Here is a 23,274-nt window from a genome sequence, read left to right as displayed (position 1 = left end):
TTGTGGTGCTGTGGGTGACATTGCGATGCGGTTGGCGCAGATCGTCGGCGACCACAATTTGCTGACCGGCGACGCGATTCCCGAGGACTACTCGCACGACGAGGAATTGTCGCTACCGCCGATCAAGCCTTTGTATGTCGCGAAGCCGCTCACCGCCGACGAAGTCGCCGAACTACTGAAAACTGCGGGCGAGCACAAGGTCCCGGTGACGGCCCGAGGGTCCGGGTCCGGTCTGTCCGGCGCCGCACGCCCGCACCCCGACGGCTTGGTGATCTCGTTCGAGCGGATGAACAAGGTCCTGGAGGTCGACACCACCAACCAGGTCGCCGTCGTCCAGCCCGGGGTCACGCTGACCGAACTGGACGCCGCCACCGAGGGAACCGGCCTGCGCTACATGGTGTACCCGGGCGAGTTGTCGTCGAGCGTCGGCGGCAACGTCGGCACCAACGCCGGCGGGATGCGGGCGGTCAAGTACGGGGTCGCCCGGCACAACATCCTCGGTCTGCAGGCAGTGTTGCCGACGGGTGAGATCATCCGCACTGGCGGCAAGATCGCCAAGGTGTCCACCGGCTACGACCTGACCCAGCTCATTGTCGGCTCCGAGGGCACGCTGGCGCTGGCCACCGAGATCATCGTCAAACTGCATCCGAAGCTCGACCACAGCGCCACCGTGCTCGCTCCTTTCGCCGATCTCGGCCAGGTGATGACGGCGGTGCCTGCCGTGTTGGCTGGCGGATTGGCGCCCTACATTCTCGAATACATCGACAACATGACCATGGCCGCGATCATCCATACTCAGAACCTCGAGCTGGGCATACCCGACCAGATCCGCGACAGTTGTCAGGCGTATCTGGTTGTGGCACTGGAGAACCGGACGCTGGATCGGCTGGACGAAGATGTGCAGCGGACGGGTGAACTGCTCGCCGAATTGGGCGCGGTCGACGCCTATGTGCTCGGCGGCGGTGCGGCGCGCCGGTTGATCGAGGCCCGCGAAAGGGCGTTCTGGACGGCCAAGGCGATCGGTGCCGACGACATCGTCGACACCGTCGTGCCGCGCGGTGCCATGCCCGAATTCCTCGCCGCTGCACGCGATCTCGCGGCCGCCGCCGGTGCCGCCGTGGCCGGGTGCGGGCATGCCGGGGACGGCAATGTGCATCTGGCGATACTGTGCAAGGACGGCGCGAAGCGAAAGCAGCTGATGACCGACACCTTCGCGCTGGCAATGCAATTGGGCGGTGCGATCTCCGGTGAGCACGGGCTGGGCCGCGCCAAGACGCCCTACTTTGTGAGGCTCGAAGATCCGGCCAAGGTCGCGCTGTTGCGGCGTATCAAAGAGAGCTTCGACCCGGCGGGGATCCTCAACCCGGGGGTTGTGTTCGGAAACGAATAACATCGCCACATCGCAGGCCAAAACCTCTTCAACCTCATCTGCACCATTTCCGGCTGTCACGCGGCATGCCTCGACCTACTTGTCAGACCGTGTCGTTACCGTGCGGGCATGCAGTCACGAAAGTATCCCTCGATCGACCTTGCCAGCGCGCTCAAGCTGGTTGGCGAGCCTGCCTACGCCCGCGGGCAGGCCTATGCAAATGAGGGTCGGGTGCTGAATTGCGCGTGGGACCCAGAGCTGCAGAACCTTGCCGGAAGTGTGCGAGGTAGCCAGGGCCGCACCTACGCAACCTTGGTGCAGCTTCGGCCGCGAGACGCCGATATCTGGGGCGTCCAATACGGGTTCTGCAGTTGCCCCGTACACCTGTCCTGTAAGCACGTCGCAGCACTCGCCATCGCCGTAGCGGAGGCTGCAATGCCAGGTGCCCACCGTACGAACCAGGCGGCGTGGCAACACTCACTGGATGCACTGCTGCCCGCGGTTTCGACAGACGACAACACCGGGACGCCGCTGGCGATCGAGCTGACCCTGACGGCGAACGGGCCGTGGCAGACCCTGGACGCACGACTCGTTCGCCAGGGAAAGCGCGGCCGCTGGGTGGCCGGGGATCTGAGCTGGGCAAGGCTGCACGTGTTAGGCGGCTTCGGCTATTCCGACACTCAGGTAGGGGTGTTGCGACAGCTCTATGCGACCTATCGATCGTCGATCTCGCATTCCGCTGGCTATTACAGCTATTCGTACAGAAGCTATGCCCACAGCGACGCGAAGTCAATCTCGCTGTCGCACTTCGGATCACCGCAGCTGTGGCCGCTGCTGGACGAGGCACGCCAAGCCGGGGTGCGGCTGATCCAGGGTGGGACTCAACAGGATGTACCGGTGTCCGCGAATGCGCTGATGTGCTTGGACGTCACGGTCGGCGAGACGGGCGATCTCGCCGTCGAACCCGTGCTTCGGGTCGGCGGCGTCACGGGGCAGCCGCTGGCGTTCATCGGCTCGTCTGGTCATGGCGTGGTATACGACGACAACGGATTGTGTCTGGCCCGGCTGGAAAAGCCGGCACCGGAAGCGTTGCAGCGCATGGCACTCGGCGCTGAAGCCCTGATAGTTCCCGCCGACCAGGGACCGCGCTTCGCCGCAGACTACTACCCGAGATTGCGCCAAATCACCACGGTGACGTCATCGGACGAGTCGTTCATACTGCCGGAGATCATTGGGCCGACGCTGGTCCTGCGCGCCGACTACCAGCCTGAGCATGAGCTCGAACTGACCTGGGAGTGGTTATACCGGATAAGCGACAACGACTTTCGCGTGCCGATCGGCGCATCCGAACACCTGGGTTATCGCGATCTGGAAGCGGAGAACATGCTCGCCTGCAGCATCGAAGCTCCGGTGGAGCAAGTGGGGCTGCGCACCGCCGAAGGAACGCTGATCACCGGCGTGAGGTTGTCCGGCCTCGAAACCATGCGGTTCGCCACCGAAATTCAACCGTTGCTGGCCGAGCTACCCGACGTCGCGCTGGAGGTGTTCGGCGACCAGGTGGATTACCGAGAGGCGAGCGGCTCCCTGGTCATCGCGGTGACGACGGACGCGACGGCCGGTGAGACGGACTGGTTCGACCTTGGTGTCACGATCAGCATCGAAGGAAAACAGGTTTCGTTTGCGAGCGTGTTCACCGCGCTCGCGTCGGGGCAGTCGCACCTCCTGCTTCCCGGCGGTGCCTACTTCGCGCTGGACAAACCGGAGCTGGTGAAGCTGCGCGAGCTCATCGAAGAGGCCCGTGCACTCACCGACGCCGAGGACGGACCACCCCGGATCAGCCGATTCCAGGTCGGGTTGTTCGACGAACTCGCCGAGCTCGGAGTCGTGTCGCGCCAGGCCGACGAGTGGCGCCGTCAGACCGAGGGGCTGCGCGCGCTGAACGGCCTGAGACCGGTGACGCCGCCAAGCAGCCTGCATGCCGCGCTCAGGCCCTATCAAGCCGATGGGTTCGCCTGGTTGGCGACTCTGTATGCACATGGTCTCGGCGGGATCCTCGCCGATGACATGGGTCTGGGCAAGACCATCCAGTCGCTGGCGTTGATTTGTCATGTCCGTCAACAGAATCCGCACATGGCGCCGTTTCTGGTGGTAGCGCCGGCCAGTGTGGTCGCGAACTGGGCGACCGAGGCAGCGCGGTTCGCGCCCGACCTGACCGTGGTGCCTGTCTCTGACACGCTGCGCCGCTCCGGTGCCGACCTCGAAGAACTGGCGGCCGGCGCGCACATCGTGGTCACCTCTTACACGCTATTTCGACTGGACTTCGACGCCTACGCCAAGACGGCCTGGTCCGGCCTGATTTTGGACGAGGCCCAATTCGTGAAGAACCGTCACGCCAAGACCTACCAGTGTGCTCGCAAGTTGACCGCGCCGTTCAAGCTGGCGATCACCGGAACTCCGCTAGAGAACAACCTCATGGAGCTGTGGTCGCTGCTGTCGATCACCGCTCCTGGACTGTTCCCCAACCCGACGACATTCGCCGACTTCTTTGCCAAGCCGATCGAAAAGACCGGGGACCCAGAGCTGTTGGCTCTGTTCCGTCGTCGCATCAAACCTCTGGTCAAACGCCGAAAGAAGGAGCTCGTGGCTGCCGAGCTGCCGGCAAAACAAGAGCAGATCCTTCAGATCGAGCTGCCGCCCAGGCACCGCGCCCTCTACAACAAGCGACTGCAACGAGAGCGGCAGAAGGTGCTCGGCCTGCTCGATGACATGCAGCAGAACCGATTCACCATCCTTAAGTCGTTGACCGTGCTGCGACAGATGGCCCTGCATCCCGGGCTGGTCGACCCGGCTCAAGAGGGGCTGGCGAGCGCGAAGATCGAACTGCTGACCGAGCAGCTGCGCGACGTCGCCGACGGTGGCCACCGGGCACTCGTCTTCAGTCAGTTCACCCGGTTTCTGGCCATGGTCCGCGATCGCCTTGACGCTGAGGGCATCGACTACTGCTATCTGGACGGGCGAACACGTCAGCGGGCAGCAGTCGTGCAGCGGTTCAAGGACGGAGACGCACCGGTTTTCCTGATCAGCCTGAAGGCCGGCGGATTCGGTCTGAACCTCACCGAGGCCGACTACTGCTTTCTGCTCGACCCGTGGTGGAATCCGGCCACCGAGGCCCAGGCAATCGACCGCACCCATCGCATCGGTCAGACCCGTAACGTCATGGCGTACCGCCTCATTGCCCACGACACCATCGAGGACAAGGTGGTCGCCCTCAACGCCCGCAAAGCCAAACTTTTCGCCAGCGTGATCGACGACGGTAACGCGTTCGGCTCCGCGCTTACCGCCGACGACATCCGCGGATTGCTTGCGTGAGCCGCGCCCGACGGGTTGAGCGCCTCAGCCGACTACAACCTCGACCGCACACCGCACTCCGGACGCACGTGACAGGCGGGCATCACCAGTAACCAGTAGTGCATCCAACTGCTCGGCCAGCGCAACGTACGCAGCGTCGTAGGGTGGGACGACGTGCCGCAGTTCCCAGATGCGCGGTAGCAACGGCTGATGAGTGGAACGACGCAGCGGCAAATCCGCCAGGTCTGCGACCGCAGCCGAAGCCCGCCGCGCTGTCATCAGTTTGGCGCAAACGTGCCGACGCCATACCGAAACCACTTCGAGGTCAACGAGTTCGGGGGCGAATATTGTTTCGCCCACTATCCGGTGCCGGCAGCGCTCGCCGTCATCCCCGTCGTCGCCCAGCGCTACAGCCAAGACACTGGCATCAACGACGATCACGGTCGGCCCGGATGTGCTCCACGGCGGCCTTGACCGATACCCGTCCACCACTGTGCTTGGTCACCCGGTCAAAAACCTCATCCAGCGTGGGGCGATTCGCCTCGTCAATCAAGCGAGTCAAAAGATATTCCTGAAGCGACTGATGTGCACGCGCCGCGCGTTCACGCAGGACTCGGTGAGTGCTTTCCGGGACGTCTTTGATCTGCACGCTGGGCATGGCGCCACTTTGGCGCTACTGGCGCTATAACGCAAGTCACCACAAACCTGTTGTCGCTGAGAGGCGGGCATTCGAGAAAACGCTTTACGCCGGTGACTGCAGTGACGGATGTGACACCCGGTGCAGGGTCCCAAAAACGTTAAACCCCTGTGGCGTACTGCAATACGGGTTCCGCGGAGTCCACGTGGCTGCCGCTGAGGATCGTAAGTCGTTGCGGGCGAATCTCGTAGCGCACACCGTTGGCCGGATTGGTGACGTCGAACCCGCCGGATGTGCGCACCGCATTGCCGAGTTCGATGTTGGCGCCGTCGCTGATCCGCTCCCCGCGGTAGTAGTAACTCTGCGGTCCGCTCTGACAGACCACCACCAGCGACTGGGCGGTGCGCAGCACAGCGGCAGGCGGATTGCCCGGATCACAGCGGGCGGTGTGGCCGATGAATCCCAAGCCGTCGGCTCCGTCGACGGGCTGGGACAGCGACGGTGTCGTCGGCGCGGCCGAAACGGGCCCGGCAGCCTCGCGCGCGGGTCGGCTCCCGAACGCCAGCACCACAGCCAGCACCGCCGCGACGAACAACATCACCGCCGCAAAACCCCCGACCAGCACGGGAACCCGACTGGGTCGACCGGCCACAACCGGAGCCGGCGCCGAAGGATACGGGCTGTAGCCACTGTCCTCCGGATTCGGGTACCGGACCGAAAACGGCCGGGTAGGTGTGGGCGGGCTCGGCCCGACGGGAGCCATACCGGACCCGGCCGCCGCGCGCACCGCCGCCGCCAACTCCCCTGCCGAACCGAACCGTGCCGCGGGTTGTTTGGCCATACCGGTGGCCACGATCCCGTCGAACGCGCGGTCGATCCCGCGGCGCATGATGCTCGGTCTCGGCGGCGGCGACATCAGATGTGCCGCAATCACTTCGGACTCCTCGAACGGCGGCCGGCCGGTGAGGCATTCGTACAGCACGCACGTCAGCGAGTAGACGTCGGTCTGCGGCCCGACCCGGTCGCCGCTGAAGCGTTCGGGCGCCATGTAGAGACGCGACCCGATCACCGATCCGGTGGCCGTGACGTTCGCATCGCCGGCGATGTGGGCGATCCCGAAGTCCGCGAGGTAGGCGAAGTTGTCGGCGGTGAGCAACACGTTTTCCGGTTTGACGTCGCGGTGCACCAACCCGTCGGCGTGCGCGGCGTCCAGCGCCGACGCCACCTGAGTCACGATGGACGCCGCCTGCACCGGGTCCAGGGCACCCTGCGAACGCAGCAGATCCTGCAGCGTGCCGCCATTGACCAGACGCATGTCGATGAACAGCACGCCGTCGATCTGGCCGAAGTCATGCACCGGGATGACATGCGGTTCCTGCAGCCGCGCCGCCAGTCGGCACTCCTTCCGGAAGCGTTCCTGGAAGGACGGGTCGTCGGCCAGCTCCCGGCGCAGCAGCTTCAACGCGACCATCCGATCCCGCTCGGTGTCGTATGCCCGGTACACGTCGCCCATGCCGCCCGCACCCAGCAGCGAGCGGAGTTGGTAAGGCCCAAACCGGGTACCAACACGCGAATCCGAGCTAGTCATCCCACCGGGCTACCCGTTTTTCCGGGACGCTACGTAGGCTGCGGTCCGTGGCTACCAACACCCGGTTGACGATGGACGACTGGTTGCAGGCCGGCTACGCGATCATTGCGGGTGACGGCCTCAACGCGCTCAAACTCGACCGGCTGTGCACGCGCCTCAACGTCACCAAAGGCAGCTTCTACTGGCACTTCGACGACATGGCCGCCTATCGCCAAGCGCTGATCGACTCGTGGGCGCAGCTCAAAGACCAGGACCGTCGCGACATCGAAGAAACGCGCGATCTGCCGCCCCGCGAACGTCTGTCCCGGATGATGGCGTCGCTGGTCCGGCCGAGACAATGGTCGCTGGAGCGGGCGATGCGCGAATGGGCCCGGTCCGACGAGACCGTCGCCGCCGCCGTCCACGCCTCCGACCGTCGAATCCTCAGCGCCGTGCGACAAGCGTTCCGCGAGTACGGATTCGACGACGACGAGGCTGACCTGCGTGCCCACACCACGTTCGCCGCCGGTGTCGGCCTGCTGCACCTGGCCGGTCCATCACCCAAGAAGTGGCTGCACCACGAGGACTTCCTGGACTTCATGTTGCGCCGGTGACCATACCAAAAGGTATGGTGTCTGCATGATCAGCGAGGACCTCGTCGAACGGATCCGGCGCCGCGCCCAAGAGACCGAGGAACTAAGGCGGTTACCTGCCGAGACCGTCAAGGAACTGAACGAAGAAGGACTCTTCGACCTGCTCAAACCGGCGCGTTACGGCGGGCGGCAGGCCGACTTCCAGCGGATCCTCGATCCGGTCCGGCGCCTCGCGCACGGGTGCACGTCGACCGCGTGGACCGCGGGATTCTTCACCCTGCACAACTGGATGCTGGCGCTGTTCGGCGAGCAGGCCCAGCAGGACGGCTTCGCCAGCCAACCGTTCCTGGCCTCGTCGCCGCTCGCGCCGACGGGGCGCGGCACACCGGTCGACGGGGGTATCCGGCTCGCCGGACGCTGGTCCTGGGCAACCGGTGTGATGGAAGGCAACTGGACCATCGTCGGCGCGTTGTGCGGCCCGGACGACGGGATCTATCCCGCCCTGGCGCTGCTGCCCGCCGAGGACTACCAGATCGTCGACGTCTGGCACACCGACGGCATGCGCGGCACCGGATCCAATGACATCGTCATCACCGACGTGTTCGTCCCCGAGCACCGACTGGTCAAAGTCACCGACATCTACGGCGGCACCGCACCGGGAGCCGTCTTGCACGACGCGACGCTCTACCGCTGGCCGATGGTGCCCGCGCTGGCGTTTCTGGCGTCGATGCCGGCGTTGGGCACGGCCGAGCGGGTCGTCGAATTGTTCGCCGAGCGCCTCGGCGAGCGGGTCATCGCCTACGAGGGCAGCAAGCAGAAAGACAAACCGGCAGCGCAGGCCAGGTTGGGCGAAGCTAGGGTCCGGCTGCGTGCTCTACACGGGCTGATCGCCGACACCATCGGCCGCATCGAAGCGATTCTCCAAGCCGGAGAACGGGTTCCGCGCACCGTACGAGCCGATGCCCGGCTGGCCGCCGCGCACGTCGTCAAGGAGTCGCGTGCCGTGATAGGCCAGCTGCTCGAAGCATCCGGAGGCAGCGTGCACTTCCTCGACAACCCGTTGCAGCGGGCCAAACGCGACGTCGACGTGCTGGGCGGGCACGTGATCTTCGACTACGACACCAGCCGAGAACTGGCCGGCGCGTTGGCAATCGGGCTCAAGATCTCACCGCTCGCCATGGTGTGAAAGCCCCTCCAGGTCAATGACCTCGCCGCGATTGATGCTGACCCAATCGCGCCCGTCGAGATAAGGCCGCAGGCTGCGCCCGATCAGCTCGGCGTCCGCGGCCGACTTGGGCCGCTGCAGTTCGTAGACGTGGGGCAACTCGGCCATGCCGGTGACCACGTCCCACAGCTTCACCGCTTCCTGTCCGACAGGCGGATTGACCAGCACCGGCCCGAACAGGCACTGCCCGTCCATAAACAACGTCGGCACCCCGAACCCGCCGGCATCGACCACCCGCTGATGCTCGGTACGCACCTCGTCGTGCGTCGTCGAATCGGCAAGCGCCGCATCGAGAATCGAGGCTTCGGCGCCGATCGAGACCAGCAGTCGTCGGGCGACATCGGGATCGTGCGGCTTGCCGCCCAGCGTGTGCAGCTCATGGCCGATTGCGGCATACCAACGATCGAGTAGGTCCATTCCGGTGCGCCGCAACAAAGCGCCGATCCGCATCAGTGACCACCCGTAGGACCAATCCCGTTCCCACGGATGCTTTTTGCCCTCGACACGGTTGATCTCCTCCAGGCTGAAGAACCGCCAGTCGATGGTGATCCCGAGTTGCGCGCGGACCTCGCGGATCCACAGCGAAGTCTGGTAGGCGAAGGGGCACATCGGGTCGAAGTGGAAGTCGACGGTCATCGCTATTGCACCGTCACATTCGCGGTGAATGTGCACGACGGCGCGCCATCGCCGGTGACCGGGCCGTAACTGGTGACGATGCTGGTCTTCCCGGCCTTGGCCGCCGTGAACGTCCACACCTCCGTGCCGGGCGCACCGATGCGGTCGGTGTTGCCGCGGAAATACTCATGACTGTCCTGCTTCAGGACCGCGGCGTCGCTGATCTTCGGCTCGGGCGTCCACCGGTACGGGGTGCTGTGGTTGGCGCCGAGCGACACCGTGAGCGTGTCGCCGGTCCGAAGCGTGACCTCACGAATGATGTTGCCTTGCTTCAGAACATCGTCCATGGATACTTCCACGGTCTTGGTCGATGCCGCACCCGGGCTCGAACAACCCACCAACAGCAGCGCGGCAGCGAATGCCAGCAGCGTGATTCTCATAAGACGAACACTAGGCCGTGAGCCCACAGATCTGCCCAAATCTGCAGTTGGTCGGGTAGCTTCAATCCGTGTTTGGCATCATTCGGCCCTGCCGTCACCGGCTCGGCGGCGAACTGACTGCGGCTTGGCGAGCACAACTGTGCGGCCTGTGCCTGGCGCTGCGCGACGACTACGGGCAGGCGGCGCGGATCGCGACCAACTACGACGGGTTGATCGTCTCGCTGCTCGTGGAAGCCCAGTCCGAGGCCAAGCCCACCCGCCGCACCGCCGGGCCGTGCCCGCTGCGCGGCATGAAGCGTGCCGACGTGGCGACCGGCGAATGCGTGCGCCTGGCGGCGGTGGTGTCGTTGGCGCTGGCGGCGGCGAAGGTCCGCGACCACGTCGACGACCGCGACGGCCTGGTCGGCGTGGCGGCGATCCGGCCGGCCGCGCGGCGCATCGCCGAAAGCTGGGTCCGCCGCGGCACCGACACCGGCCACACCCTGGGCTTCGACACCGGTGTGCTGGTGGCCGCGATGGACCGGCAGGTCGAACTCGAGGAGACGGCCGGGCCGGGCAGCTCGCTGCTGGCCGTCACCGAGCCCACCGAGACGGCCGTGGCCGCCGCGTTCGCCCACACCGCCGTGCTGGCGGGCCGCCCGGCCAACGAGGCGCCGCTGCGTGAGATCGGGCTGCTGTTCGGGCGGGTGGCGCACCTGCTCGACGCGGTCGAGGACTACCACGACGACCAGGCGCGCGGGAAGTGGAATCCGTTGGCCGCCACCGGAACACCCGTCGCCGAGGTCCGCAAGCTGTGCGACGACGCGGCGCTCGGCATCGAACTGGCCCTGGCCGACGTCGATTTCACCGACGGCCGGCTGCCGCGCCGGCTGTTGACCAAGGAATTGCGCCGCTCGGTCTCCCGCACGTTCGCCGGCGCCGTCCCGACGGCCAACTACCCCTACGGAAGCCCACACGGCGAGCAGGACGGCATCAACTTCGGCGGCAACCAATACGGCATGTACGGGCCGGGCGGCTATCCGCCCCCCGGTCAGCTGCCGCCCGAGCCGCAGAAGAAGCGCGGCTGCTGGGACCGGTGCACCGACGCCTGCTGCTGCGACTGCGAGTGCGATTGCTGTTGCGACTCCTGCTGTGACGGCGACGGCTGCTGCTGCGACTGCGGCGACTGCTGTGACTGCAGCTAGCCGCCGCTGAGCCGTAGGCAAGGATGGGCAGGTGTTTGCGCTTGTCGTCATCGTCGCGCTGGTATTCACCGTCGTCGTCGGCACCGTCCTGGGCCAGCGCTATCGCGTCGGCCCCCCGGTCCTGCTGATCTTCCTCGGCACGCTGCTCGGGCTGATCCCGCGGTTCGGTCACATTCACATCGACGGGGAACTGGTCCTGCTGTTGTTCCTGCCGGCGATCCTGTACTGGGAGAGCCTGAACACCAGCTTCCGCGAGATCAAGGCCAACATGCGGCCGATCGTGATGACCAGCGTCGGCCTGGTGATCGTCACCGCGGTCGCGGTGTCCTCGACGGCGCGTGCGCTGGGCATGGAATCACACGCGGCGGCGGTGCTGGGCGCCGTGCTCTCCCCCACCGACGCCGCGGCCGTGGCCGGCCTGGCGAAGAAACTGCCGCGCCGCGCGCTGACCGTATTGCGCGGGGAAAGCCTGATCAACGACGGCACCGCGCTGGTGCTGTTCGGCGTCACGGTCTCGGTCGCCGTCGGCGGCAACGAGGTCAGCCCGCTCGCGTTGACCGGTCGATTCGTCTACTCCTACCTCGGCGGCATCGCCGCCGGATTGATCGTCGGTGGCCTGGTGACGCTGCTGCGTCGCCGCATCGACGCACCGCTCGAAGAGGGAGCCCTCAGCGTGCTGACCCCGTTCGCGGCGTTCCTGCTGGCCGTCGAGTTCGACTGCAGCGGTGTGGTCGCGGTGTTGGTGTCGGCGCTGGTGATCAGCTATGTCGGCCCGCGGGTGATCCGGGCCCGTTCCCGGTTGCAGGCGTTCGCCTTCTGGGACATCTCGACGTTCCTGATCAACGGCTCGCTGTGGGTGTTCATCGGCGTGCAGATTCCCGGCGACGTGCACGCCATCGTCGACGGCGGGGGCGGCCTTCGCCACGCCACCTACCTCGCCCTGGCGGTCACGGCCGTGGTGATCGTGACGCGCTTCGCCTGGGTGGAATTGACCACGCTTCTGGGCCGCGCCCTGGACAAGGGCTTGCACCGCGACATTCAGCAGCCGGACTTCCGGCAGCGCTGCGTCACCAGTTGGGCGGGCTTCCGGGGAGCGGTGTCGCTGGCCGCGGCGCTGGCCGTGCCCCTGGAAACGTTCAACGGCGGCCCCTTCCCCAATCGCAGCCTGATCATCTACGTCGTCTCCTTCGTGATTCTGGTGACCGTGCTCCTTCAGGGCAGCACCCTGCCCGCCGTGGTGCGCTGGGCGCGGTTGCCCGAAGACGTCGCCCGCGCCGACGAATTGCAGCTGGCCCGTACCCGCGGCGCCCAAGCGGCGCTGGAGGCGCTACCGGAGATTACCGACGAACTCGGTGTCGGACCGAAGATCCGGGCGCGCCTGCAGAAGGAGTACGAAGAGCACGCTCTACTGGTCGAGGCCGGTGGCGACGACTCCGACGACAGCAACAGGCTGTCCGAAGCCGGTGATCAGATCCGTACCGTGCGACTGCGCGTGCTGGAGCGCAAACGCCAAGCCCTTACCGAGCTTCGTGACCAACGCCTGATCGACGACATCGTGCTGCGCGAAGTGCAAGCCGCCCTGGATCTGGAGGAAGTGCGACTGCTCGGCCCGGCCGACGTGGACTGACTACGGCGACTGTGAATCTGGCTGCGTAACACGCCGCTGCTGCGTCGTAGGATTCACGCTCGGCGGTACGGCTGATCATCCCGTGCTACACGGAAGTCGTTTGATCCCATGGAAAAACGACGACCGCAGCCGGTCGGGTTCGCCGGTTACGGTGAGCCCGGGCACCTTCGGATACAGCTCTTCGAGCATCACCCGCAGCTCGAGCCTGGCCAGCTGGGCACCGAGGCAGAAGTGCACACCCCCGCCGCCGAACGCGGCATGCCCGGCATCGGTTCGGGTGACGTCGAATTCATCGGCCCGGTCGAACACGTCCTCGTCGCGGTTGGCCGACAGATAGTGCATCAGCACCCAGTCGCCGGCCGGGATGCGCTGCCCGCGGATCTCGACATCGCGGGTCACGGTGCGCCGGAAGTAGAGCACCGGGGTCGCCCATCGCAGTAGTTCTTCGACCGCCGCTTTGACAGCGTCGGGGTCACGGGCGAGCAGGGCCTGCTGTTCCGGGTGCTGCGACAGCGCCAGAATGCCGTGGCTGAGGGTGTTGCGGGTGGTCTCGTTGCCGGCGATCGCCAGCAGGACGAAGAACTCGTTGAGCTGCTCGGTGTTGAGTTTCTCGCCGTCGACCTCGGCGGCCAGCAGCGCCGACAGGATGTCGTCGGTCAGACCGTGCTTTCGTCGATGTTTCACCAAATCGTTGCAGTACGTGAACATCTCGGCGGCCGCTTGCCCGAGCGCCTCGGGAGTGGGCGCATAGTCGGGATCCTCGATGCCCAGGGTTCCGATGGCATTGCTCCACCGGAAGACATCCAGCCGGTCTTCGGCGGGTACCCCGAGCACGTCGGCGATCACCTGTAGTGACATCTCCGCGGAAATGTCTGGGACAGCGTCGAATTCGCCCTTCTCGCGGATGTCGTCGACGATGTCGCGAGCCACCCGGCGCATGTGCGGTTCCAGGCGCAGCACGTTGCGGGCGGTGAAACCCTGGTTGATCAGCTTGCGGTAGAGCACATGTCGCGGCGGGTCGATGCCCGGCAGCATCGCCGAGGTGGGGCCCGCCTCGACCTGGATCAGGGTGTTGCCGTTGCTGCTGGTGAACGTGTCGGTGTCGCGGCTGACCAGTCGCACGTCGGCGTGCCGGGTCAGCAGCCACGCCCTGGGCAGCCCGGACAACTGCACCGGATGCACCGGGTTCTGGGCCCGCAGCCGGGCCATCGCATCGAACGGAGCGCCGACGACGAAAGTGTCCGGATCAAGCACCCGGGCGGCGTCGCGATCGGCTGGGCTGTCCAGGTTTTCGACTACTACCGAGCCGAGCTGAGGAACCGTCATGACGCCCTGATCCCGGCGATGATCACGTCGAGTCCGGCACGGAAACGTGCGGCGGACTGCCGTTTGGCCGGCGCTGACTCCTCCAGGCTGACCGACCCCAGCAGGTAGGTGTACAGCACCATGTGAGCCGCCGCCACAACCGGTTTCGCGAGACCCGCCTCGACCAGCAGGGAGCGGCTGAGCCGGTCCAGCCGTCGCGCCTGCTCACCGCCGCCGCCGGTCTGCAGCATGCCGGCGATCCCCGGGACCGCGAGCAGCGCTTCCCTTGCTGTGCAATACAACTCGGTGAGCCTGACGTCCCACGGCCCCTGCCGCGGCACCGGGATGCCGGCCAGCACCGTTTCTGCCAGCAGGTCGAGGGCCGCTTGTTTGCCCGGCACGTGGTAGTAGACCGACGGCACCGCCGCCCCCAGTTCGGCGGCCAGCTCGCGCATCGTGACCTGCTGCACCCCCACCCGCCGGGCCAGCGTGTGCAGCGAAGAGACCACTTGTCCGCGGTCCAGTTCGCCGTATGGACGTCTCGTCCGGACTGATTCGAGCATTGTTAGAATCTAGCGCGATGAGCACACCGACGGCAAAGTTGTCGATCGCCTCTCCGGTGGTCACCACGATCCCGGGCATGAACGCCGACTGGGAACGGACCGCGTCGGTCGAGGATCTCGCCCGCGTCGCCGAGGCCGCGGATCGGTTGGGATATCACCATCTGACATGCAGCGAACACATCGCACTGCCTGCCGCCGAAGAGGAACGGCGGGGGGTGCGCTATTGGGATCCGCTGCCGACGTTGGGTTATCTGGCCGCCCGGACCAGCCGAATCAGGTTGGCTACCAACGTGCTGGTGCTGGCCTACCATCATCCGCTGGAGATCGCCAAGCGGTACGGCACGCTGGACAAGCTCAGCAACGGCAGGCTCATCCTGGGCGTTGGCGTGGGCTCGCTGAAAGAGGAATTCGACCTGATCGGTGCGCCGTTCGACGACCGTGGCGCCCGCGGTGACGACGCGGTGCGCGCCCTGCGTGCCTCGCTGTCGGTCCGCGAGCCGTCCTACCGCGGCGAGTTCTATTCGTTCGGCGGCATGGTCGTCGACCCGTGTGCCGTGCAGGATCATGTCCCGATCTGGGTGGGCGGGCGCACCTTGCGGTCGCTGCGCCGTGCGGTCACCCTGGCCGACGGCTGGACACCTTTCTCGGTGAGTCTGCGACAGGCGCGGGACTGGTTGAGCCGCTTCGACATTCGCCCGGACTTCGACGTTGTCCTCGCGCCGGCCAGGAGGCTGGATCCGATCCACGACCCTGAGCGGTCGCGCGAACTCATCGCCGAGGCCGTCGCGCATGGCGCGACCATCGTCAGCGCCAACTTCGCCAGCACCTCGCTGCAGCATTATCTGGAGAATCTGCAGGCACTCGCGGAACTGAACGCCTCGTGAACCGCGTCCGGGCCGGTATTTTCAGCTTCACGGGTGCAGCACCGCGTGACGACGACGGCAGCTACCTGCGGTGGCACCTGCTCGATCACATGCCCGAGCAGTTCCAACTGCCGGGAATTCTGCACGGGCTGCGCTGGATCGCTGACCGGGACCACCTCCTGGCGTCGAATGGTCCGCTGGGTGAGATCGGCAACGTCGTGCACTATCTGGTCGGCGAGCCCGTCGCGGAGACGGTCGACGACTTCGTCGACCTCGGGCGGGCGCTGCGGGAGAACGGCCGCATGCCGGCCATGCGCCCGCTGCTGCAGATCTCCGGACTTCGCCTGCTGCAATGGCATTCGGCACCGCAAGCCCTGGTGTCGGCGGAGGTGGTGCCGTGGCGGCCGCACCGCGGCGTGCTGCTGATCGTCGAAGAACCAACCGGCGAGCGCCCCGATCACTGGTTGGAATGGCTGCACGCCGAACACTATCCGGCGCTGCTGGCCACTCCGGGCACCGCCGGGGCGTGGACGTTCGGGTCGACGTGGAAGCCGGCGCCCCGCGGGTGGCGTACCGAGGCGCACTACGTCACCGTCGTCTACCTCGACGACGACCCGCTGGCCGTGACGGCCGCCGCGGCGCCTTTGGTCGAGGAGCGCTGGCGTTCGGCAGCGGTGCGGCCGGTGTTCGCCGGGCCGCTGCGCAGCATGATCAGCTGGGAGGCCTGGCCGCGGTAGTGGTCGTTAAGGTGAACGTGTGCAACCTCGGAACCGCGTCCTGATCACCGCCACCGAACTGGCCGACCTCGTCGAGTCGGGCGAACCGCTGAGCATTCTCGATGTGCGTTGGCAACTCGACGTCCCGGACGGACGACCCGCCTACCTGGACGGCCACCTTCCCGGCGCGGTGTATGTGTCCCTGGATGACGAGCTCAGCGACCACAGCGTCGACGGGCGCGGCCGGCATCCGCTGCCGTCGGGCAGTAGCGTGCAGGAAGCCTTGCGGCGGTGGGGGGTTCGGCAGGGCGTGCCGGTGGTGGTGTACGACGACTGGAATCGGGCCGGCTCTGGACGAGCGTGGTGGGTGCTGACCGCGGCGGGCCTGCCCGACGTGCGGATCCTGGACGGCGGGCTGGCCGCATGGCGCGCGTCGGGTGGTCGGCTTGAAGCCGGCGCGGTGGATCCTGCGCCCGGGAATGTGGTTGTGCAGCACGAGGATCTGTATGCCGGTGGCCTGCCCACATTGACCGCCGAGCAGGCTGGCGCGGGTGCGCTGCCGCTGTTCGATGCGCGCGCCCCCGAACGCTACCGCGGTGACAGCGAACCCGCCGATGCACGGGCCGGCCACATCCCCGGTGCGAAGAACCTGCCCTTCATGACTCTGCTGTCCGACGATGGTGCGTTTCTCTCCGAGGAGGCGCTCGCGCAACGGTTGTCCGACAGCGGAATTGAGCGGGACGAGCTCGTCGGTGCGTATTGCGGCTCGGGTGTTACCGCCACCGTTCTGGTGGCCGCACTGGCCGTCGCGGGCCATCAAGCCGCCTTGTTTCCCGGCTCGTGGTCGGAATGGAGTTCGGAGCCGGGACGCCCTGTGCAGCGCGGGGCAGAGTAGGCCGTGGCGGGTTCACTGAGTGCACGAGAGTCCGCAAAATGCCAGAAAAAGGGTGCTCTGCCGTACATTTGCGGACCCTCGCGGGGCGCGTCAGGGTAAGGCGAAGCGCTTAGTCCGGCCGACGGCCGCAACAGCACTTCATGCCCCGGCCCACGTCCCCAAGAATCCCTCGACCACCCGGGCGGCGTTCTCCGCGGCGATCTGCTTGTAGAAGAAGAACTGAAACGGGAAGCCCGGCAGGCCCAGCGGGTCACCGGGCCCGTCGGACATGCCCCGGATGCCCAGGAACGGGACGCCGTGCGCCGCGGCGACCGCCAACGCCGCAGCCGTCTCCTGGTCCACCGCGTCGAAAGCCGGATTCTCGGCGGTCTGGATGTTGAGGTTGCTCAGCAACCCTTTGGTCAGGAACGGCCCGATGGCCTGCACAAAGTTCCCGGTGTAGAAGAAGGAACGCCCCGGCGGGCTGCACGGTTGGCATCCGAAGACGTCGCCGCCGTTGGGTACACACGGGAAGGCCTGGCCGTTGTTGGCGTCATGACTGTAGCCGTCGCCGCCGACGAACAGCTGCGGCGACCGTTTCAGATCGATCAGCTTTACGGTCGGGACGTGACGGCACAGGCACATTGGATTGCCGAGGTTGTTGACGCTGCTGAGGTTGACGGTGAGCGCTTGCGCCGCGGCCAGCATGCCGGGATCGACGGCGGCGAATGTCGCTCCGTTGTCCAGGCTCCACCGGGCGGGCACGGCCACGTCGCCGATGCTGGTCCGCCCGGCTCCTCCGGCGACCCCGGAGAACACCACCGCTGCGATGGTCTCGCCGGAGGCGCAGGTGAACCGGTTCAGTGCGGTCTCGGTGACGCGGGTGGCGTTCACCATGCCGATCCCGGTCATGGCGACAAGCACCTTCTTGCCGGCGATCGAACCGCGATAGAAATATTGATTGTCATGTATCGCTTTGGGATTCGCGTCCAGCGTGGTGTGCGCCAAGACCGCGTCGGTCTCGGCTGGGAAGGCGGTCAGCACCAGCGTTCGCTGTTCGCACGTCGCCGCCGTCACGCCCGCGGCCCCGGCGGGATCTGCGACGGCCAATCCGCCGCCCACACAGACCGCGACGACCACGACGAGGACAGCGCGCAACCGTTTGAGCACAGTCTCCCTCTCGTCGTCGAGGTTTCGTCGGTCATGGCCGGGACTCTCATGGACGTGGCTGGAACAACAACGGCTTGATTTTCGCGCGACACGGCGAGAGGTTGGAGATTCGTTACCGTTCTTTTCAAGTGCCGTGACGCAACCGCGACTCGAGGGAGCTGACGGTGGCCGAGCGTACGGCTGACCAAGGAGGCAACACCAGATGGCGAAGCGGCACCGTTGCTGGGTAAAGCTGGCAGCCATCGGGTTCGCCTTCGTGCTTGCCGGCTGTACATCGGCGCCCAAGCAGCCCGCCGGCGACGCGCCCCCGACCAGCGACCCGCTGGCCGGCGTCAGCGTCCCAGATGCCTTCACGCCGTTGACGGTGTCACCGATCAGCCGGCCGACCTTCGCGTTTCCCGGTACCGACGACAAGTATCACCTGGCGTTCGACATGCAAGTCACCAACTCGACGGCGGAGCCGGCCAGCCTGACCGGGGTGGACGTGGTCGACGGCCGGGACCCCAAGAGGGTGTTGGCGTCATATTCGGGAAATCAACTGGTCGATCCCGCCTGCAACTACGGCAACTGCAACCGGCTGCGCCTGGTGCCCGCCGCGCCCGCACCCGACTTCACCATCGCGCCGCAGTCGTCGCGGTCGTTGCTCGTCGACTTCCGGCTCGATAACCTCTCGGATTTCCCGAAAGCGGTGATGCTGCGGCTGCACGGCACCGGCGTGAGTAATCCGAGCGCCGCCAAGACATCCGGGGCCATCGACACCCTCGGCGCACCGTTCGACATCTCGGCCGGGACGCCGCGCATCATCGGTTCTCCCTTGCGCGGCAACAATTGGGTCGCCTTCAACGGCTGCTGCGATCCGGGGTGGGCGCACCGTGACGCCATCCTTCCGGTCAACATGAAACTCAACAACAGCCAGCGCTTCGCGATCGACTGGATGCGGATGAACGACCAAGGCAATTTCTACGTGGGCGACCGGGCGGTGAATGAGAGCTACATCAGTTACGGGACACCGGTTTACGCGGTCGCCGACGGCACCGTGGTGTCGACGCTGGACAGCATCGAAGCCAACAAGCCGGGTATCCTGCCGTCATCCGATCCCGCGTTGGCCGCGAAACTCACCGTGGAGAACATCGACGGCAATCACATCATCATGGACATCGGCGACGGGGTCTACGCCATGTACGCCCATTTCATCCAGGGATCACTGCTGGTGAAACCGGGCGACAAGGTCAAGAAGGGACAGCAGATCGCCGAGCTGGGCAATACCGGCAATTCGAACGCGCCGCATCTGCACTTTCAGCTGATGAGTGGCCCGTCGCTACTCGAAGCCGATGGATTGCCTTACGTGCTCGAGGGTTTCAGCTACCAGGGTCAGGTCAGTACGACGGCGGTGTTCAATGCCGACAACTACCTCAGCGGCTCCTTTCTCGGCCCGGACATACTGCCCACCCCGCAACTGAAGGGCAAACAGTTGCCGCTACTGCTGGCCGTCGTGACGTTCCCGCAAACCTGAGAGGCTCGACGATGGATATCTTCGTGGAATGGCACACCGGCGGAACCGAATTGAGCTGGCGGTCGACCACCGACGCCAACGACCGGCAGCCGGTCACGGTGTTCCTGCGACGATTCGGTACGCCGGGCAAACCTGCGCTGGTGTGTGTGCACGGTTTCCCCACGTCGAGCATCGACTACTTTCCGCTGGCGCGGGAATTGGCCGGCGAATTCGAGATCTTCGCGCTGGATTTCCCAGGCTATGGCGTCTCCGACAAACCACCCGAGCCGTACGTCTATTCGCTCTACGACGACGCGCGACTGCTCGTGCACGCCATCACCGAGGTGTGGAAACTGAGTGACTACCGCATGATCACCCACGACCGCGGCTGCAGCATCGGCATGATCGCGTTAGGCCTGCTCGCTGAGAAGTCAGCGCTGCCTGTCGATTTGATCATCACCAACGGCAACATCTATCTGCCGCTGTCCAATCTGACCGCCTTTCAGCTCGCGCTCCTCGACGCCGCGTCGGGTCGTGCCGCTGCTGCCGAGACGACGCCGGAGCTGTTGGCCGCCGGCCTCGGGGTCACCACGTTCATGCCGCGCCGGATGCCGGATGATCCGGAGATCTCTGCGCTGACAAAGTGTTTCGCCTACAACGACGGGATCCGGGTGCTGCCGGACACGATCCAGTACTTGCACGAGCGGGCCGCCGACGAGAAGCGTTGGCTGGAAGCGCTTTCGCAGTTGCCGGTCAACGTGACCCTGATCTGGGGGCTGCACGACGCTGTCGCCCCGCTGCGGGTCGCGAACCATGTCTGGCATACCTACCTGCGGGGGATGCCCGGTCGGAGCCGCTACTGGGTGGTCCCGACGGCCGATCATTACCTGCAATGTGACGCACCCGCCGAACTGGCGCAGATCATTCGCCTGACCGCGCAGGGCGCCGACATCGCGCTGCAGCTGCAGACCCTCGGCGAGCGGCCCGAGGGCGCGGTGCTGGTGGATCAGGCGAGCTAAACCGACACCGAGTGGCCGCGTTCGATCTCCAGGATGCGGTCGTCGAGGCCGCGGCGTTTCATTTCGGCCTTGAAGTCGGACAGCGGTGAGGCGAACACCGTGTAGTCGTCGAAGTGGACCGGGATGACCTTGGGCAAATCGAGCCGTTCGACGAGCCCGCTACCTTGCTGCCCGTCCATGGTCACGGTCAACCCGAACGGCAATCGCGCGCCGGCGGGCAGCCGGGTCCCCCCGAGGTGGAGTATGCCCGCGTCGATGGCGTCGAACCGGACCGGGATCTCGCCGAGTTCGTCGATGAGCAGCGTATCCCCGGAGATGTAGAGGCGCCGCCTGGTCGGGCTGTCCACCGTTCCGAATTCGAGCATGCTGCCCATGACCGGCGGGAGCAGGCGCTTCGTCCACAGCGGGGCGTGACGACCCGGCAGCGCCGTCACGGTGAGCTGGACATCCCCCTTGACCATCGTGTGCGCCTGCCACGTCGACAATGCGGCGGCGCGCTCGAAGCCCTTGGAGTGCAACCGGTTCGCCGCCGCTGGCGTGGTCAGGATCGGAAGTTCACGGTCCAGCCCTTTCGTCGTCACCCGGTCCCAGTGGTCGCCGTGCAGATGCGACAGCAGCACGACGTCGATCGACGGGAGCTGGTCGATCGTCAGCGCGGGTGCCTTGCGGCGTTTGGATACCAGGCCGTAGCCGAGATAGGCGTGCTGACCCTTGTGCAGAAAGTTGGGGTCGGTGAGCACGGTGATGTCGCCGGCGCGGATGAGCGTGGTGGCGTTGCCGATGAACGTGACGGTGATGTCCATGATTGCTGCGAGTTCCCGGAGAACGGCGGACAAAACGTGTCGTCGTTGATCCGGTCAGGCGCAGGCGGGACTTACTCTTCCCCGAAGCGATCGACCAGGTGGGAGTTCACGCCGTCGGCATCGAGCCGCCGGGCCACCAGGTAACCCGCGCCCATCCACGCCCGACGCGTCCAGTTGCCGAACGACACCCGCGTGCCGGGTGCGCCGGACGCCGCCGGCATCATCTTCACCCGCTCCAGCGCCTCCTTGACACCGCGCGGACTCAACGGGTGTGCCTCGGCCAGTGCCCGCAGCAGGGTGCATGCGATGTCCCTGTTGACCACCGGCACGCACCATTCCGGCCGGCGACCGTACTCCCGGTGGTATTCGTCCAGGAACTTCTGCCCGACCGTATTGCCCTCGTCGTACTGGTCCACACCTGTCCAGCCCATGAACGCGTTCCACATGATCGGATTGAGCCAGGCGTTCTGGAAAGCGGTGCCGCAGTAGCGCGGCGGGTCCCAGCCCAGGGCCTGGAGTGCGGGATTGACGAAAACCACGCCGAACCCGAAGCCGCAGTGCACGATTGCCTGCGGCTTGGCTGCGTGAAGGGTGTTCACCGCGGCGGTCACGTCCTGTGCCGTCTGCGCTATCGACGCTTCGGCCACCACCCGAATACCCTTACGCCTGCACGCATCCCGAAAATTCCGCAGATAGGTCTCCCCGACTATCGACTGCTCGACCAGTACGCCGACTTCGGTGTGGCCCGCCTTCGTCAACAGGTCGGACCAGAAGATCGGCTCGTCGGTGTGTGAGCCCATCGGAAAGGCGAAGAACCATTCGCCGAGTGCGACATCGGATCCCGTGACACTGATGCAGGGCACCTTGAAACGTTCCTCGATCGCCTCCCGCGCCGGGATCGCGTTGTCGGCGATGCTGGGGCCGAAGATCGCCAGGCAGCCTTCGTCGCACAACTCGCCGTAGGCGTCGATGACCGCTTTGACCGAACCCTTCGGCAGGCCTTCCACTTCGCGGTAGAGGATCTCGATCGGCCGGTCTATCAACCCCTGCTCGACCGCTTGTTTGAACACCAGATCGAACGGTTGGGTCAAGTCCTCGAAGTAGGTCTTCGGGAATCCTTCGGGGAGCAGAAAGTCCATCAGGTAGCCGATTTTGATTGGCTGCGCGGTGCTTTCGTAGGACACTCATTCTCCTAGCCTGAGGATTGAAACCTAACAGTTGTTCATCGTGCAGAGACCTGAGTGCCGAGTCAACAATCGCCCGCCCGTTGGGTCACATGCACCAGATAAGTCACCGTCCCAACACAGTTGGCCGTATGCCCACCTCCGCGCGACTTGCCCACCCATGCGCGACATTCCCGCTCGAAGCAGTTCCGGCACTGAAGCACACCCCCCACATCGGTCAACATCCGCGGATAGTTCGCCTGATGCCCACCTCAGCGCGACTTGCCCGCCCCAGCGCGACATTCGCCAGCATTGCCGCGACCCACGCCGCCTAAGAATCGCGTGGGTCGGTGTACCCAATCTCCTCAAGCATCCGTCGCGCGTCCGCCTCACCGCGGAGCGCCAGCACTCGTTGATGTATACGGTGCTGGGTGCTGCGCGGAATGCCGGATGGACCATACTTGCCCCAACCGATTCGCTTTACTCGGCCTCGGGAAATTTCCCAACGCAAAGCATCCGAGATGGCTTTCGACGGTCGGCCGGTGACGCCAAAGCCGTGATGGCTCAATGCTTTCGTCATCTCGGGGATAGTCGCCTGCCCGTGCAACTGTAGCTGCCAGGCAAGTACGTAACGCAGTTCGATTCCGCTCAGGATGAGAGTCATGAGGCTACCGTTGCACATTGGTATGACATTCAGCGGC

At 65.8% G+C, this 23,274-nt stretch carries 22 protein-coding genes; 11 read left to right on the top strand and 11 right to left on the bottom strand.

Going from position 1 to position 23,274, the window contains the following annotated elements; all coding sequences use genetic code 11:
• Positions 1–25 precede the first annotated feature (25 nt).
• On the top strand, positions 26–1,390 hold the full coding sequence (locus AC5Y47_RS20460) for an FAD-binding oxidoreductase (protein ID WP_499946099.1): 1,365 nt from the start codon (positions 26–28) through the stop codon (positions 1,388–1,390).
• A 108-nt stretch (positions 1,391–1,498) separates the two neighbouring features.
• Positions 1,499–4,738, top strand: coding sequence for an SNF2-related protein (locus AC5Y47_RS20455; RefSeq protein ID WP_499946079.1), 3,240 nt, complete (start codon positions 1,499–1,501; stop codon positions 4,736–4,738).
• A gap of 24 nt (positions 4,739–4,762) precedes the next feature.
• Here AC5Y47_RS20455 and AC5Y47_RS20450 read toward each other — a convergent pair whose 3' ends face one another.
• The 3 genes from AC5Y47_RS20450 to AC5Y47_RS20440 form a co-directional block, all read right to left on the bottom strand.
• Entirely contained in the window at positions 4,763–5,158 is a 396-nt protein-coding gene (locus AC5Y47_RS20450; RefSeq protein ID WP_499946078.1) for a type II toxin-antitoxin system VapC family toxin, read from the bottom strand.
• Positions 5,145–5,375 carry a FitA-like ribbon-helix-helix domain-containing protein gene (locus tag AC5Y47_RS20445; RefSeq protein WP_499946077.1) on the bottom strand — a complete coding sequence of 77 codons (231 nt, stop codon included), beginning with the start codon at positions 5,373–5,375 and terminating at the stop codon, positions 5,145–5,147. The genes AC5Y47_RS20450 and AC5Y47_RS20445 overlap by 14 nt, the downstream gene beginning before the upstream one ends.
• Before the next feature lie 139 nt (positions 5,376–5,514).
• On the bottom strand, positions 5,515–6,942 hold the full coding sequence (locus tag AC5Y47_RS20440; RefSeq protein ID WP_499946076.1) for a serine/threonine-protein kinase: 1,428 nt from the start codon (positions 6,940–6,942) through the stop codon (positions 5,515–5,517).
• A gap of 71 nt (positions 6,943–7,013) precedes the next feature.
• Here AC5Y47_RS20440 and AC5Y47_RS20435 point away from each other — a divergent pair, with 71 nt between their 5' ends.
• Positions 7,014–7,535: a TetR/AcrR family transcriptional regulator gene (locus tag AC5Y47_RS20435; protein ID WP_499946098.1), complete on the top strand. Its 522-nt coding sequence runs from the start codon at positions 7,014–7,016 to the stop codon at positions 7,533–7,535.
• A 25-nt stretch (positions 7,536–7,560) separates the two neighbouring features.
• Positions 7,561–8,700 carry an acyl-CoA dehydrogenase family protein gene (locus tag AC5Y47_RS20430; RefSeq protein WP_499946075.1) on the top strand — a complete coding sequence of 380 codons (1,140 nt, stop codon included), beginning with the start codon at positions 7,561–7,563 and terminating at the stop codon, positions 8,698–8,700.
• On the opposite strand, the gene AC5Y47_RS20425 is transcribed toward AC5Y47_RS20430, so the two are convergent.
• Both AC5Y47_RS20425 and AC5Y47_RS20420 read right to left on the bottom strand, forming a co-directional pair.
• Complete coding sequence (locus AC5Y47_RS20425) at positions 8,680–9,375, bottom strand: mycothiol-dependent nitroreductase Rv2466c family protein (RefSeq protein WP_499946074.1); 696 nt, start codon at positions 9,373–9,375, stop codon at positions 8,680–8,682. The genes AC5Y47_RS20430 and AC5Y47_RS20425 overlap by 21 nt on opposite strands.
• Before the next feature lie 2 nt (positions 9,376–9,377).
• The gene (locus AC5Y47_RS20420; protein ID WP_499946073.1) at positions 9,378–9,794 is read right to left on the bottom strand and encodes a protease inhibitor I42 family protein; all 417 of its coding nucleotides are present in this window, start codon (positions 9,792–9,794) and stop codon (positions 9,378–9,380) included.
• A gap of 68 nt (positions 9,795–9,862) precedes the next feature.
• Here AC5Y47_RS20420 and AC5Y47_RS20415 point away from each other — a divergent pair, with 68 nt between their 5' ends.
• Positions 9,863–10,978, top strand: coding sequence for a DUF5685 family protein (locus AC5Y47_RS20415; RefSeq protein ID WP_499946072.1), 1,116 nt, complete (start codon positions 9,863–9,865; stop codon positions 10,976–10,978).
• 31 nt (positions 10,979–11,009) lie between these two features.
• Positions 11,010–12,605 carry a Na+/H+ antiporter gene (locus AC5Y47_RS20410; RefSeq protein WP_499946071.1) on the top strand — a complete coding sequence of 532 codons (1,596 nt, stop codon included), beginning with the start codon at positions 11,010–11,012 and terminating at the stop codon, positions 12,603–12,605.
• Between the two features lie 75 nt (positions 12,606–12,680).
• Here AC5Y47_RS20410 and AC5Y47_RS20405 read toward each other — a convergent pair whose 3' ends face one another.
• Both AC5Y47_RS20405 and AC5Y47_RS20400 read right to left on the bottom strand, forming a co-directional pair.
• Positions 12,681–13,931, bottom strand: coding sequence for a cytochrome P450 (locus AC5Y47_RS20405; protein WP_499946070.1), 1,251 nt, complete (start codon positions 13,929–13,931; stop codon positions 12,681–12,683).
• On the bottom strand, positions 13,928–14,473 hold the full coding sequence (locus AC5Y47_RS20400) for a TetR/AcrR family transcriptional regulator C-terminal domain-containing protein (protein WP_499946069.1): 546 nt from the start codon (positions 14,471–14,473) through the stop codon (positions 13,928–13,930). Before AC5Y47_RS20400 ends, AC5Y47_RS20405 begins: the two co-directional genes overlap by 4 nt.
• A gap of 17 nt (positions 14,474–14,490) precedes the next feature.
• Here AC5Y47_RS20400 and AC5Y47_RS20395 point away from each other — a divergent pair, with 17 nt between their 5' ends.
• Genes AC5Y47_RS20395 through AC5Y47_RS20385 form a run of 3 tightly spaced genes read left to right on the top strand, consistent with a single transcriptional unit; the run spans position 14,491 to position 16,947 of the window.
• Positions 14,491–15,357, top strand: a complete 867-nt coding sequence (locus tag AC5Y47_RS20395) for an LLM class F420-dependent oxidoreductase (RefSeq protein ID WP_499946068.1) — start codon at positions 14,491–14,493, stop codon at positions 15,355–15,357.
• Positions 15,354–16,073, top strand: coding sequence for a hypothetical protein (locus tag AC5Y47_RS20390; RefSeq protein WP_499946067.1), 720 nt, complete (start codon positions 15,354–15,356; stop codon positions 16,071–16,073). The genes AC5Y47_RS20395 and AC5Y47_RS20390 overlap by 4 nt, the downstream gene beginning before the upstream one ends.
• 19 nt (positions 16,074–16,092) lie before the next feature.
• Positions 16,093–16,947, top strand: coding sequence for a sulfurtransferase (locus AC5Y47_RS20385; protein ID WP_499946066.1), 855 nt, complete (start codon positions 16,093–16,095; stop codon positions 16,945–16,947).
• Positions 16,948–17,085: 138 nt separating this feature from the next.
• Here AC5Y47_RS20385 and AC5Y47_RS20380 read toward each other — a convergent pair whose 3' ends face one another.
• On the bottom strand, positions 17,086–18,096 hold the full coding sequence (locus AC5Y47_RS20380; RefSeq protein ID WP_499946065.1) for a phosphorylase family protein: 1,011 nt from the start codon (positions 18,094–18,096) through the stop codon (positions 17,086–17,088).
• Positions 18,097–18,298: 202 nt separating this feature from the next.
• On the opposite strand from AC5Y47_RS20380, the gene AC5Y47_RS20375 reads away from it, so the two are divergent.
• Together AC5Y47_RS20375 and AC5Y47_RS20370 are read left to right on the top strand one after the other, a co-directional pair.
• Positions 18,299–19,609 (top strand): M23 family metallopeptidase, encoded by a 1,311-nt coding sequence (locus AC5Y47_RS20375; RefSeq protein ID WP_499946064.1) that lies wholly within the window; start codon positions 18,299–18,301, stop codon positions 19,607–19,609.
• Between the two features lie 11 nt (positions 19,610–19,620).
• Positions 19,621–20,607, top strand: a complete 987-nt coding sequence (locus tag AC5Y47_RS20370; RefSeq protein ID WP_499946063.1) for an alpha/beta fold hydrolase — start codon at positions 19,621–19,623, stop codon at positions 20,605–20,607.
• Here the strand turns inward: AC5Y47_RS20370 and AC5Y47_RS20365 are convergent.
• The 3 genes from AC5Y47_RS20365 to AC5Y47_RS20355 form a co-directional block, all read right to left on the bottom strand.
• On the bottom strand, positions 20,604–21,410 hold the full coding sequence (locus AC5Y47_RS20365) for an MBL fold metallo-hydrolase (RefSeq protein ID WP_499946062.1): 807 nt from the start codon (positions 21,408–21,410) through the stop codon (positions 20,604–20,606). The two genes, AC5Y47_RS20370 and AC5Y47_RS20365, sit on opposite strands and share 4 nt — an antisense overlap.
• Positions 21,411–21,481: 71 nt before the next feature.
• Positions 21,482–22,594 (bottom strand): ABC transporter substrate-binding protein, encoded by a 1,113-nt coding sequence (locus AC5Y47_RS20360; protein WP_499946061.1) that lies wholly within the window; start codon positions 22,592–22,594, stop codon positions 21,482–21,484.
• A gap of 310 nt (positions 22,595–22,904) precedes the next feature.
• Complete coding sequence (locus tag AC5Y47_RS20355) at positions 22,905–23,255, bottom strand: hypothetical protein (protein WP_499946097.1); 351 nt, start codon at positions 23,253–23,255, stop codon at positions 22,905–22,907.
• Between the last annotated feature and the right edge of the window lie 19 nt (positions 23,256–23,274).

The organism is Mycobacterium sp. NGS22 (assembly GCF_059813095.1).
This window is presented reverse-complemented; position numbering and strand designations above follow the sequence as displayed.